At 67.1% G+C, this 12,447-nt stretch carries 13 protein-coding genes; 7 read left to right on the top strand and 6 right to left on the bottom strand.

The annotated features are described in order from the left end of the window. The first annotated feature begins 30 nt into the window (after positions 1-30). The 7 genes from ABE463_RS04365 (at position 31) to ABE463_RS04395 (ending at position 5,204) form a co-directional block, all read left to right on the top strand. Positions 31-780: a TerC family protein gene (locus tag ABE463_RS04365; RefSeq protein ID WP_123728386.1), complete on the top strand. Its 750-nt coding sequence runs from the start codon at positions 31-33 to the stop codon at positions 778-780. A 112-nt stretch (positions 781-892) separates the two neighbouring features. After that, positions 893-1,546 carry a LemA family protein gene (locus ABE463_RS04370; protein ID WP_346467374.1) on the top strand — a complete coding sequence of 218 codons (654 nt, stop codon included), beginning with the start codon at positions 893-895 and terminating at the stop codon, positions 1,544-1,546. A gap of 10 nt (positions 1,547-1,556) precedes the next feature. Next, positions 1,557-2,447 (top strand): TPM domain-containing protein, encoded by an 891-nt coding sequence (locus ABE463_RS04375; RefSeq protein ID WP_346467414.1) that lies wholly within the window; start codon positions 1,557-1,559, stop codon positions 2,445-2,447. Then, the gene (locus ABE463_RS04380) at positions 2,447-2,935 is read left to right on the top strand and encodes a TPM domain-containing protein (protein ID WP_346467375.1); all 489 of its coding nucleotides are present in this window, start codon (positions 2,447-2,449) and stop codon (positions 2,933-2,935) included. The genes ABE463_RS04375 and ABE463_RS04380 overlap by 1 nt, the downstream gene beginning before the upstream one ends. An 84-nt stretch (positions 2,936-3,019) precedes the next feature. Then, positions 3,020-3,910 (top strand): prolipoprotein diacylglyceryl transferase, encoded by an 891-nt coding sequence (gene lgt / locus ABE463_RS04385; RefSeq protein WP_346467376.1) that lies wholly within the window; start codon positions 3,020-3,022, stop codon positions 3,908-3,910. Beyond that, positions 3,907-4,701 carry a thymidylate synthase gene (locus tag ABE463_RS04390; RefSeq protein WP_346467377.1) on the top strand — a complete coding sequence of 265 codons (795 nt, stop codon included), beginning with the start codon at positions 3,907-3,909 and terminating at the stop codon, positions 4,699-4,701. Before lgt ends, ABE463_RS04390 begins: the two co-directional genes overlap by 4 nt. A gap of 11 nt (positions 4,702-4,712) precedes the next feature. Then, complete coding sequence (locus tag ABE463_RS04395) at positions 4,713-5,204, top strand: dihydrofolate reductase (protein WP_346467378.1); 492 nt, start codon at positions 4,713-4,715, stop codon at positions 5,202-5,204. Positions 5,205-5,247: 43 nt separating this feature from the next. Here the strand turns inward: ABE463_RS04395 and ABE463_RS04400 are convergent, their stop codons facing one another. The 6 genes from ABE463_RS04400 to lptD form a co-directional block, all read right to left on the bottom strand. Further along, on the bottom strand, positions 5,248-6,282 hold the full coding sequence (locus ABE463_RS04400; protein WP_346467379.1) for a symmetrical bis(5'-nucleosyl)-tetraphosphatase: 1,035 nt from the start codon (positions 6,280-6,282) through the stop codon (positions 5,248-5,250). Between the two features lie 13 nt (positions 6,283-6,295). Further along, complete coding sequence (apaG, locus tag ABE463_RS04405) at positions 6,296-6,679, bottom strand: Co2+/Mg2+ efflux protein ApaG (protein ID WP_346467380.1); 384 nt, start codon at positions 6,677-6,679, stop codon at positions 6,296-6,298. A 123-nt stretch (positions 6,680-6,802) separates the two neighbouring features. Then, positions 6,803-7,633 carry a 16S rRNA (adenine(1518)-N(6)/adenine(1519)-N(6))-dimethyltransferase RsmA gene (gene rsmA, locus ABE463_RS04410; protein ID WP_152154483.1) on the bottom strand — a complete coding sequence of 277 codons (831 nt, stop codon included), beginning with the start codon at positions 7,631-7,633 and terminating at the stop codon, positions 6,803-6,805. Next, positions 7,630-8,610, bottom strand: coding sequence for a 4-hydroxythreonine-4-phosphate dehydrogenase PdxA (gene pdxA / locus ABE463_RS04415; protein WP_346467381.1), 981 nt, complete (start codon positions 8,608-8,610; stop codon positions 7,630-7,632). The genes rsmA and pdxA overlap by 4 nt, the downstream gene beginning before the upstream one ends. Before the next feature lie 3 nt (positions 8,611-8,613). Further along, positions 8,614-9,963, bottom strand: coding sequence for a peptidylprolyl isomerase (locus ABE463_RS04420; protein ID WP_346467382.1), 1,350 nt, complete (start codon positions 9,961-9,963; stop codon positions 8,614-8,616). Continuing rightward, positions 9,960-12,413: an LPS-assembly protein LptD gene (gene lptD, locus ABE463_RS04425; protein ID WP_346467383.1), complete on the bottom strand. Its 2,454-nt coding sequence runs from the start codon at positions 12,411-12,413 to the stop codon at positions 9,960-9,962. Before lptD ends, ABE463_RS04420 begins: the two co-directional genes overlap by 4 nt. Positions 12,414-12,447 lie beyond the last annotated feature (34 nt).

A 12,447-nucleotide genomic window follows, 5' to 3' on the forward strand; every position in this document is an offset into this window, starting at 1 on the left:
GCGTCATCCCCCCTGTAAGGATGGAAGTCCATGTTTCTTGAGCTGTTGTCCGACCCCAATGTCTGGTTGACCCTTCTGACGCTGAGCGCACTGGAAATCGTGCTGGGCATCGACAATCTGGTGTTCATATCGATCGCGGTGAGCAAGCTGCCCGAAGCGCGCCGCCCGTTCGCGCGCAAACTCGGCATCGCCGTGGCCTGCATCACCCGCATCCTGCTGCTGGTCTCGCTGGCCTACCTGGCGCACATGCAGGCCAACCTGTTCACGGTGGCCGGAATGGGCATCTCGATCCGCGACCTGGTGCTGATCGTCGGTGGCCTGTTCCTGATCATCAAGGGCGGCATGGAAATCCGCGAGCTGATCACCGGCGGTGAGGACGAAGATCCGACCACCACCAAGGCCTCTGCCGTGTTCGGCATGGTCATCGCGCAGATCGCCATCATCGACATCGTGTTCTCGCTGGACTCGGTGATCACCGCCGTCGGCATTGCCGAACATGTGCCGGTGATGGTCGCCGCGATCCTGCTCTCGGTCGCGGTGATGCTGCTGGCCGCCAACCCGCTGGGCCGCTTCATCGACGCCAACCCGACCGTGAAGATGCTGGCCCTGGCCTTCATCCTGCTGATCGGCGCGGTGCTGATCCTCGATGGCCTGGATGTGCATGTGCCCAAGCCCTACATCTACGCCGCGATGGGCTTCTCGGTGCTGGTGGAGTGGCTGAACCTGCTGATGCGCCGCCGCGCCGTGGCCCACCACGTGCCGGGTGCTGGCAACTGGTAAGAAGGTAGGGGGAAGCGGCAGCCCCCTGACTCAGGGGGCGTGGCTGGTTACGCCGGCTTTACTGCAGACGTGGCATGCTCCGGATCCCGTTCATCGAGATCCGGAGCCGGCCATGCGATCGTTCTCCCGTTTGTTGTGCCTGGCCGTGCTGGCCTCGCTGTTGTCCGGTTGTGGCTACAACGCCATCCAGCAGAAGGATGAGCAGGTCAAGGCCGGTTGGGCCGAGGTGCTCAACCAGTACAAGCGCCGCGCCGATCTGATCCCCAACCTGGTGCAGACCGTGGAAGGCTATGCCAACCAGGAACGCCAGGTCCTGACCGATGTCACCAACGCCCGTGCGCGCGTGGGGCAGGTCAACGTCAACGCCGACGATGCCGACTCCCTCAAGCAGTTCCAACAGGCCCAGGGCGAGCTGAGCGGTGCGCTGTCACGCCTGCTGGTGGTCACCGAGAACTACCCGAACCTGAAGTCCGACCAGGGCTTCCGCGATCTGCAGGCGCAGCTGGAAGGCACCGAGAACCGCATCACCGTGGCGCGCGGCCGCTATATCCAGATGGTGCAGGACTACAACACCTACATCCGCCAGTTCCCGCAGGTGATCACCGCCAAGCTGTTCGGCTATGCGACCAAGCCGAACTTCACGGTGGAGAACGAAGCGCAGATCTCGCAGCCGCCGGCGGTCAAGTTCGGTTCGCAGCCACCGGCCCCGGCACCTGCACCACAGGCGCCGCAGCCGCAGCAGCAGCAGCCGCAGCCGGCGAACTGAGCCCGTGACCATGCGCCTGCTGCGCTGCCTGCTGCTGTTCTGCCTGGCGCTGGCGCTGGCGTTGCCTGCCTTGGCGCAGACGCAGGCGGCGATCCCGGCGATGTCCTCGCCGGTGGTCGACACGACCGGCACCCTGGATGCCGCGCAGATCCAGGCGCTGGAGGCGCAGGCGTTGGCCTTGCAGCAGCGCAAGGGCAGCCAGCTGCAGATCCTGATGGTGCCGACCACCGCGCCGGAAACCATCGAGCAGTACACCCAGCGCGTGTTCGAGCAGTGGTCCATCGGCCGCAAGGGCGTGGATGACGGCGTGCTGCTGGTGGTGGCCAAGGACGATCGGCGGGTTCGCATCGAGCCGGGCTACGGCCTGGAAGGCGCGATCCCGGATGCGATCGCCAATCGGGTGATCCAGGAATACCTGGCCCCGCGGTTCCGCACCAATGACTACGCCGGTGGCCTCACCGACGCCAGCGCCGCGCTGGTCAAGCTGATCGACGGCGAAGCGTTGCCCGCCCCGGTCAGCACCCACCGCGCCACCCGCAACCCCGATGGCGACGGCTGGACGTTCGCCCTGGTGATCGGCTTCTTCGTCGGCAGTTTCCTGCGCGCCATCCTCGGCTGGTTGCCGCGGCCGGTGCGTGCGCTGCTGGGCGGCGGTGGCGCGGCGGCGGTCGCCTTCCTGTTCACCTCGCTGTGGCTGGCCAGCGGTCTGGCCGGGCTGATCGGCCTGTTCGTCGGCCTGTCTTCGGGCAAGGTCGGCCGGTTCGCCCGCAACAGCGGGTGGGGCGGGGGCGGATGGGGCGGCGGTGGCTTTGGCGGAGGCGGTGGCTTCGGCGGCGGTGGAGGCGGCTGGGGCGGTGGCGGTGGACGATCAGGGGGCGGTGGCGCCTCGGGAGGCTGGTGATGCGTTGGTGGCGACACCTTTTCTCGCCGTCGATGGCGCGCGCCTTCCCGCCGGCGCGGTTGCAGGCCATCACCGAGGCGATCACCGCCGGTGAGCGCCGGCATGGCGGGCAGGTGATGTTCGCGGTCGAGGCGGACCTGCCACTGCTCGCGTTGTGGCAGGGCGTGAGTCCCCGCCAGCGTGCAGAGCAGGCCTTCGCCCAGCTGCGCACCTGGGATACCGAACACAACAACGGCGTGCTGATCTACCTGCTGCTGGCCGACCACGCCATCGAGCTGGTCGCCGACCGCGGCCTGCGCGGGCACATCGGCGAGGCGCAGTGGCAGGCCATCTGCGCGCACATGCAGCAGCGGCTGCGTGAGGGCGCTCTGCAGGATGCCGTTCTGCTGGCGATCGAGGAGGTCTCGGACCTGCTGGCCAGGCACTATCCGCCGGTTCCGGGGTCACACGATGACGGCCTGCCGGACACGCCGCAGATGCTGGGCTGAAGCCCGGCAATCGCGCGATCGGGGCCGCCGTGAGGCCGCTCCCGCGCGGCGCTAGAATATCGGTATCCCTGCAAGGCGCCCTTCATGATCTATTTCCACGATATCGACCCCATCGCCATCTCGCTCGGGCCGATCAAGGTGCATTGGTACGGCATCATGTACCTGCTCGGCTTCACCGCCGCCTGGTGGCTGGGGCGCAAACGGATCGCGGAAGGGCGCCTGCCCGGGGTCGATGCCAACGGCTTCTCCGATCTGCTGTTCTACGCGATGCTCGGCGTGGTCGTCGGTGGCCGCGTGGGCTACATGCTGTTCTACGCGACCTCGGAATTCCTGCACAACCCGCTGCTGCTGTTCAAGGTGTGGGACGGCGGCATGAGCTTCCACGGTGGCCTGCTCGGCGTGCTGCTCGCCGCGTGGTGGTGGTCGCGCAAGCATCGCCTGCATCTGTTCGACACCCTCGATTTCGTCGCCCCGCTGGTCCCGTTGGGCCTGGGCTTCGGGCGCATCGGCAACTTCATCGGCGCCGAGCTGTGGGGCAAGTACACCGGCGGCAGCTGGGGCGTGGTGTTCCCGAGCGGCCTGCCGGCGCCGTTGAACGGGCTGGATCTGGCCACGCTCAAGGCCGAGTTCGCCACCGGCGCGTTGAACCAGTACGCCCGCCATCCCTCGCAGCTGTATGAAGCGCTGCTGGAAGGCCTGGTGATGTTCCTCGTGCTGTGGGCGGTGTCGGCCAAGCCGCGCCACCGCTACGTGATCGCCGGCCTGTTCGCACTGATGTACGGCATCTTCCGCTTCGCGGTGGAGTTCGTGCGCATGCCGGACAATGGCGTCTACCTCGCCTTCGACTGGTTCACCCGTGGCCAGCTGCTCAGCCTGCCGCTGGTGGCCTTTGGTCTGGTCCTGCTGGTGCTGTCGCGTCGCGCACCGGTCCTGCAGCCGGTGCTGCCGGTCGCCCCTGAAGGCGCCAAGGCATGAAGACCTATCTCGATCTGCTCGCACATGTGCTGGAGCACGGCACGGAGAAATCCGACCGCACCGGCACCGGCACGCGCAGCGTGTTCGGTTGGCAGATGCGCTTCAACCTCAATGACGGCTTCCCGCTGGTCACTACCAAGAAACTGCACCTGCGCTCGATCATCCACGAGCTGCTGTGGTTCCTGAAAGGCGATACCAACATCGGGTACCTCAAGGACAACCAGGTGCGGATCTGGGACGAGTGGGCCGATGCCAACGGCGACCTCGGCCCGATCTACGGCAAGCAGTGGCGCAGCTGGGCCACCGCCGATGGCGGGGCGATCGACCAGATGCAGTGGCTGGTGGACGAGATCAAGCGCAACCCGGATTCGCGCCGGCTGGTGGTCAGCGCCTGGAACGTGGGCGAGCTGTCGCAGATGGCGTTGATGCCGTGCCACAACCTGTTCCAGTTCTATGTAGTGGACGGCAAGCTCAGCTGCCAGCTGTATCAGCGCAGTGGCGACATCTTCCTCGGCGTGCCGTTCAACATCGCCAGCTACGCGCTGCTGACCCACATGGTGGCGCAGGCGACCGGGCTGGGCGTCGGCGATTTCGTGCACACCCTGGGTGATGCGCACCTGTACTCGAACCACGTCGAGCAGGCCCGCGAACAGCTCGCCCGTGAGCCGCGCGCGCTGCCGACACTGTGGTTGAACCCCGAGGTGACCGATCTGTTCGGGTTCCAGTTCGATGACATCCGCATCGATGGCTACGACCCGCACCCGGCGATCAAGGCCCCGGTGGCGGTGTGAGCAGCACGCGCATGACGCTCTCCCTGATCGCCGCGCTGGATACCGACCACGGCATCGGCCGTGACAACGACCTGCCATGGAAGCTGCCGGACGATCTCAAGCGCTTCAAGGCGCTGACCGTCGGCAAGCCGATCCTGATGGGGCGCAAGACCGCCCAGTCGCTCGGCCGTGCCTTGCCGGGCCGGTTGAATCTGGTGCTGACCCGCAGCGGGCAGGTGCCCTTCGAGGGCATGCAGGCGGTGACCTCGATCGAGCAGGCGCTGCAGGCAGCGCGCGCTGCGGGGGCGGAGGAGCTGTGCGTCATCGGTGGCGGCGAGATCTATCGCCTGGCGATGGCCCAGGCCACCGATCTGCACCTGACCTGGGTGCAGACCACCGTGCCGGCCGATACCCATTTCCCGCCGGTCGATCCGGCGCTGTGGGTGGAGGTGGCGCGTGAACACCACGCGGCCGACGAGCGGCACGCGTTCGCGTTCGATTTCGTGGATTACCGCCGCGCCTGAGCCGGTGGTGCAGGCAGGCCGGTCGTACTGACCGGCCTGCGGATCATTCCGCGTCGCTGGTGACGTCGGTGTTCTGCGGCTGGTGCTGCGGCTGGGCGTTCTGCGCGGGCTTCGCACCCCCGCCTTGTCGGCCCTGACCACCACGGCCACGGTCGCGTCCTTGACCTTGCGCCTGGCGCGGCGGACGCCCGTTCGGCTGTGCACCCCCCTCCGCGGCCGGCCGGCGAGCCGGTGGACGCGGTGCGGACACCGGCTTGGGCACATCGCGGCCCGGTACCTGCACCACGCGCAGTTCTTCGGTATCCAGCTGCAGTGCGGTGAGCTTGCCACCCCAGACCGCGCCGGTATCGATCGCATGCACGCCCTGGGTGATGGTCAGGCCGAGGGCGGACCAATGCCCGCAGACGATCTTCAGATCGCGCTCGGCGCGGCCCGGCACTTCGAACCAGGGGTACAGGCCCTGTTCCTGCGTGCCCGGCGTGCCCTTGTCTTCGATCCCGATCCGGCCCCGCGGGGTGCAGTAACGCATCCGGGTGAACAGATTGATGATCGCGCGGGAGCGGTCGTAGCCGGCCAGCCCGGGGGACCAGCTGGGCTTGTCGCCGTACATGTTGCGGAACAGCTTGCGGTAGCCGCTGCCGTGCAGCTGCTGCTCGACCTCGCGGGCATGCTTTTCGGCCAGCTGGGTGGTCCACTTCGGGGCCAGCCCGGCGTGGATCATCATCCAGCCCAGCTCGCGGTCCACATGGGCCAGCTTCTGCAGACGCAGCCAGTCCAGCAGCTCGTCGCGGTCCTCGGCCTGCACGATGCGCAGCAGGTCCGGATTGACCTTGCGCTGCTCTTCCTCGGTGCGTGCACCGACCGCGAGCAGGGACAGGTCGTGGTTGCCCAGGACGATCACGCTGCTCTCGCGCAGTGAATGGACCAGGCGCAGGGTTTCCAGCGACTGCCCACCGCGGTTGACCAGATCGCCGCAGAACCACAGCTTGTCGACGGCGGGGTCGAACTTGATCTTTTCCAGCAACCGCTGGGTGACGTCGTAGCAGCCCTGCAGGTCGCCGATGGCCCAGACACTCATGCGTGCGCCTCCATCAGTGCAGTGTGCGCGGAACGGTCAGGACGAACGGCGCGATGTCGGCGGCGAACTCGGTGCCGTCGTCGGCCACCATGTCGTAGTGCCCCTGCATCGTGCCGTGCTCGGTCTCCAGCATGACACCGGAGGTGTAACGGAAGTCTTCACCGGGGCGCAGCCGCGGCTGTTCGCCGATCACCCCATCGCCATCGACATGCTCGATGCGGCCATTGGCATCGGTGATCTGCCAGTGGCGGGCCACCAGCCGTGCCGCGACGCGGCCCCGGTTGAGGATGCGGATCGTATAGGCGAACGCGTAGCGGCCGTCCTCCGGGGTGGACTGGTCATCGAGGAAGCGGGGGGCGACCTCGACGGAGATCGCGTAGTTTGCAGCGTCGTTCATGCAGGCAGTTTAGTGAATGTTGTGCACGATGAGATGAGTGCTGCCCAAGCTGGCAGCGCCCCCGTCATGGATGTCAGGCGGTTCCACGTGCGCGCGGCCGGTGAGGGCCACGAGGTGGCGCGCTCAACCTTGCGGCGCGTCAGCCTCGTACGGGACGTTGGCCAGCGCGATGAACTGCGCCACGTCCAGCTGCTCGGCACGGGCATCGCTGCGCACGCCGGCCGCCTCGAACTGTTCGGGCGTGCACACGTTCTGCAGCGCGTTGCGCAGGGTCTTGCGGCGCTGCCCGAAGGCGGCCTTGACCACATGGGCAAAGCGCTTGCGGTCCAGAATGCCGACCGTGGCCGGATCCCGCGGGACCAGTCGCACCACCGCCGAATCGACCTTGGGCGGCGGACGGAACGCACCCGGCGGCACCACGAACAGCGAGGTCACCTTGCAGAACGCCTGCAACATCACGCTCAGCCGGCCATACACCTTGCTGCCCGGATCGGCGGCCATGCGGTCGACCACTTCCTTCTGCAGCATGAAGTGCATGTCGGTGATCACCGCGGCGTGGTCCAGGGCATGGAACAGGATCGGCGAGGAGATGTTGTAGGGCAGGTTGCCGACCAGACGGATGGGGCTGCCGGCGGCCAGCTCGGTGAAGTCCACCTGCAGCACGTCGCGGTGGATGATGGTCATCTCGCCCAGCGGTTCGGCGGCGGCGGCCAGCGGGCCGACCAGGTCCCGATCGAACTCGATCACGGTCAGCTTCGGGTGGCGGCGCAGCAGCGGCAGGGTGATCGCGCCCTGGCCCGGGCCGATCTCGACCAGTCGGTCGCCGTCTTTCGGGCTGACCGCCAGGACGATCTTGTCGATGTAGCTGCGGTCGGCGAGGAAGTGCTGGCCGAGCTGCTTCTTGGCGGGGCCGGAGAAACCGGGGGCGCCGGAGGAGGAATACGAAGAAGTCATGGCACCAGTGTACGTTGGCGCGCCAGCCGGGCACACAGCGCGGTGGCAGCGAGGAGGCTGGAAGGGTCGGCCAGGCCGCGGCCGGCCAGATCCAGGGCAGTGCCATGGTCGACCGCGACGCGCGGGTAGGGCAGGCCCAGGGTGATGTTGACGGCCTGCTCGAAGCCGCTGTACTTGAGAACAGGCAGGCCCTGGTCGTGGTACATGGCCAGCACCGTGTCGAATCCGGCCAGCTTGGCCGGCAGGAAGGCGGTGTCGGCCGGCAATGGGCCGACCAGGTCCATGCCCCGGGCGCGCAGGCGCGCCAGCAGCGGGATGATCAGGTCCAGTTCTTCGCGGCCCAGGTGGCCGTCTTCGCCGGCGTGCGGGTTGAGCCCGAGCACGGCGATGCGCGGCGAGGCCAAGCCGAAATCACGCTGAAGCGCGTCGTGGACGATCTGCAGGGTCCGCGCCAGGCCATCGGCGGTAATCGCATCGGCGACCGCCCGCAGGGGCAGGTGGGTGGTCGCCAGCGCCACCCGCACGATCTCGTTGGCCAGCATCATCACCACCGGGGTGCGGGCCTGGTCGGCCAGCAGTTCGGTGGTGCCGCTGTAGGCGATGCCGCCCTCGTTGATGACCGCCTTGTGCACCGGGCCGGTGACCACGCCAGCGAGTTCACCGGACAGGCAGGCCTGACCGGCCTGACGCAGCGCGCCGATCACCGCCCCGGCGTTGGCCGCATCCGGCGTGCCGAAGCGCGACGGCACGGCATTGGGGATCGCGCGCAACGGCAGATCGCCCGGCTGGCGGGCGATGGCATCTTCAGGCAGGAGCTGCAGGGGCAGCGACAGCGCCGCGGCGGCGGCGTGCAGGGTATCCGGGTCGGCGAACGCGAGCAGCCGGCAATCAGTGCGCGGCTGCTGGATCAGACGGAGGCAAAGCTCCGGGCCGACCCCCGCCGGCTCGCCCGGGACCAGCGCGAGCTGCGGGAGCATCGATCAGGACTGCGGCGGGGTGGTCGCCGCGGCGCCAGCAGGCGTGTTGCCGCGCATGTCCACGTAGGCTTCGCCACGCAGTTCCTGCAGGAAGCGGTTGTACTCTTCCTCCAGCTTGCGACGGCCGATCGTTTCACGGATCTGGGCGCGCTGGTTGTCGGTGGTGGCGTCGGTCTGGCGCGTGGCGACGCGCTGGACGATATGCCAGCCGGCATCGGTGCGGAACGGCTGGCTCACGCCACCGTCGGCGACACCTTCAACCTGCTTGCCGAAGTCCGGACCGAACGCATCGACCGGGAACCAGCCCAGATCGCCGCCCTGGCCCTTGCTGTTGTTGTCTTCCGAGGATTCCTTGGCTACCGCATCGAACTCGGCGCCGCCGGCAATGCGGGCGCGCAGGGTGTCGATCTTGGCCTTGGCCGCGGCGTTGTCCTGCTGGTCGGTGATGCGGACCAGGATGTGGCGGGCGTGATACTCGGTGATGCTCTGACCACCGCCGGCGGTGGCATTGGCGTCACGCACCTCGACCAGCTTCAGCAGCTGGAAGCCGCTCGGGCCACGCAGCGGGCCGACCACGTCGCCGGACTTCATCTCTTTCATCATCTGCGCGAACGCATTCGGGATTTCATCCAGCGAACGCCAGCCCAGGTCGCCGCCTTCCAGCGCGTTGGGGCTGTCCGAATAACGGACCGCCGCGGCGTTGAAGTCGATCTCGCCCTTGTCCAGCAGCGCCTTCACGCCATCGGCCTTCTTCTGGCCGGTGGTGATCTGCTCGGCGGTGGCCCCTTCGGGCAGGCCGATCAGGATGTGCGCCAGGTGGTACTGGGTACCGACGGTGGCCTGCTGCTTGAGCGCGCCATCCACTTCGCCTTCGCTGACCGAGATGCGGCTCTGCGCAAAGCTCTGGCGCAGGCGCTGCACGGTGATCTCGTCACGGACCGAATTGCGGAAATCGTTGAAATCCAAGCCGTCGCTGGCCAGCCGCTGGCGCAGGGCATCCAGGGTGGAGCCGTTCTGCTGGGCGATGGCGTTGATGGCCTGGTTCAATTCCTGATCGCTGACCTTGATACCGCTGCTCTCGGCGCGGGCGACCTGCAGCTTGACCAGCACCAGGCGCTCGAGCACCTGGCGGTTGAGCACGTCATCGGGCGGCAGCTGGTTTTCGCGACCGGCATACTGCGCTTTGATGTTCTGGACGGCACGGTCCAGTTCGCTCTGCAGCACGACGTCCTCATCGACGATCGCCGCGATGCGGTCCAGACGCTGGCTCTGCTGTGCCATTACCTGCAACGGGGCCGTCGCGGAGGAGACCGCCAGCAGGGAGGCAAGGAGTACGGGAAGGGTCTTGGTCATGGGATCAGATTCGGATCGTAGTCATCGCGGGTCGCACCGGTGTTGCTGGGCGGCACCAGATAGAGGTCGTCTCGGTAGTAGCCGAGAATAGCACGGCGCAAGGTGCGGTCCGTGTTCTGGCCGATGGAGCTCAGGCCCTTGAGCACGAACTCGATCTGGAAGGAGTTGTTGAGCTCGCCTTCGCGGTTGCGCACGTAGCGGCGGGCGATGGCGCGAACGGCCAGGCAGCAGCTGTCCCACTGCACACCGCCGATGATTTCCAGCGGCGCGCGGTCCTGGATGGAGTAGTAGTAGCGACCGACCAGGCTCCAGCGCTCGTTGAGCGGATAGAGGAAGGACAGGTCGGCCTGCTCCAGCAGGGTGCGGTCACGACGGGCGGCGGTGGCCGACGCCTGCGGATTCAAACGGCTGCGGTAGGTCAGGTTGACGATGCCGTCGTTGGACATCAGGTAGCGCGCACGCACGCTGGCCAGGTCCTCACGCTTGTACTTGGGATCCCACTGGTAGGTGGCGCCCAGCGTCCAGCGGTCGTTGATCATGTAGTTCGTATCGGCGATCCAGGCCGACTTGCCCTGCTCGACCGGGGTTTCGCCGCGGTTGAGCGTGACCCGTGAATCATCGAAGTACAGGATCTGGCCGATGCTGCCGGAGAAGCGCTCTTTGCCGGTGTCCTGGTCGATGAAGCGGGTGCTCAGCGCCATGGTCAGCTGGTTGGCGTCGTTCTGCCGATCGGCGCCGGAATAGCGCGAATCGCGGAACAGCTGGCCCCAGCTGAAGGTGAAGTCGCGCGTATCAAAGACCGGCAGGTCGCTCTGGTCGCGGTACGGGGTACGCAGGTAGAACAGGCGCGGTTCCAGCGTATGCAGGAAGCGGGTGTCGCCGATGGTGGTCTCGCGGTCGAAGAACAGCCCGGCGTCGATCGTGCCGATCGGCAGGCTGCGGCTCGGCGAGGTGTTGCCGCGCAGCTGGTCCGGGGTGGCGGTGGCCGGATCGATACCGGCCGCGATCAGGTTCTGCCGGCGGATGTCATCGGCCAGCCCGCGCTCCAGGTCATACCCGGTGTAGCGGTAGGCCAGGGTCGGGGTGACATACCAGGCCGCGCCGCTGAACGGCATCGAGACATACGGCTTGACGTCCAGGCGTGAGCCGCCATCCATGGCGCGTGACACGCCGGTGCGCTCGTATTCCTGTTCCACGCCGAACTTCTCGTGCACGTCCAGATGCGTGAAGTTCACCGCTTCGGCATACACGCCGGTTTCCAGCCACGGCAGCAGCGGCTTGTCCCAGTTGACGAACAGGCGCGGCTGGCGGGCATACGGCAGGGACGTTTCGGTCAGCGTGTAATCGGTGAGCTGCCAGTAGTCGGCCATCAGGCCGCCGGTCCAGTTCTCGCCGGTGCCGTAGATGCCGATCTGGCTCTGCAGGTTGGAGGTGGTCACGCCGAGCAGCTTGTTGGAGAAATCCTCCAGATAGCGCTCATCGCTGACCCAGGCCAGATTCGCACGGGCCTGCCAGTTGGCATTGATGTTGTGGTACCCGCCAAACTCCACGCGGCCGCGATCCTTGTCGCGCAGCTTGTCGTTGGGCAGGTAGGCGGTCAGCAGCTCGCCGCGCCCACCGTCGTAGAGATACCGGAACTCGTTGTCGAGCATGAAGCCGCGCTTGCTCATGTAGCGCGGCATCAGGGTGTCGTCGAAGTTCGGCGCCAGGTTCAGATAGATCGGCTGGGTGTAGTCGAAGCCGTTGCGGCCGGACAGGCCGATCTGCGGGTAGAGCAGGCCGGTCTGGCGGCGATCATCGATCGGGAACTTGAAGTACGGCGCCCACAGCACCGGCACCTTGCCGATGCGCAGCACCGCATTGCGTGCGGTACCGAAGCCGGCGTCGTTATCGACCTCGATCTGCGGGGCCGACAGCTTCCACACCGGCTGCGAGGGATCGCAGGTGGTGTACGTGGAGCGATGCATCTGGCCGACCGCACCCTGCAGGTCGATCGACTCGGCACCGCCGTTGCCGCGGCGGGACACCAGCTGGTACTGGATGTCGCTGATCTTGTGGGTGTCGCTTTCCTGGTTGCCCTCGGCGCGACGGGCCTTCATCCGGATCGAGGAGTCCTGGTAGCGGACGTTGCCCTCGGCGACGTAATTGCCGCTCTCGGTATCGAAGCTCAGGTTGTCGGTCCCCAGGAACTGGTCACCGCGCTTGAGCGCGACGTTGCCCTGGTAGTTGGGCACCACGGAGGTGCCGGTGAGTTGGTCACCCTCGATATCGGTCGGCTGCTGGTCACGCGTCGCGGCCGCGGCTTTGTCGGCCTTGGGCGCATCGTCGAACACGGGCAGCACGTCGGTAACCGGGCACAGGCCCCAGTTCACCGGCTTGTCGTCGGCCAGGGCCGGCAGGCAGATGGCGATACTGAGGGGGAGGGGCAGCAGGCGGAGGGCTCGGCGCACGCGGTATCGGATTCGGGCGAAAACGGATCGTAGC

This window comes from Stenotrophomonas sp. TWI819 (genome assembly GCF_039673075.1).
Taxonomy (GTDB): domain Bacteria; phylum Pseudomonadota; class Gammaproteobacteria; order Xanthomonadales; family Xanthomonadaceae; genus Stenotrophomonas; species Stenotrophomonas rhizophila_B.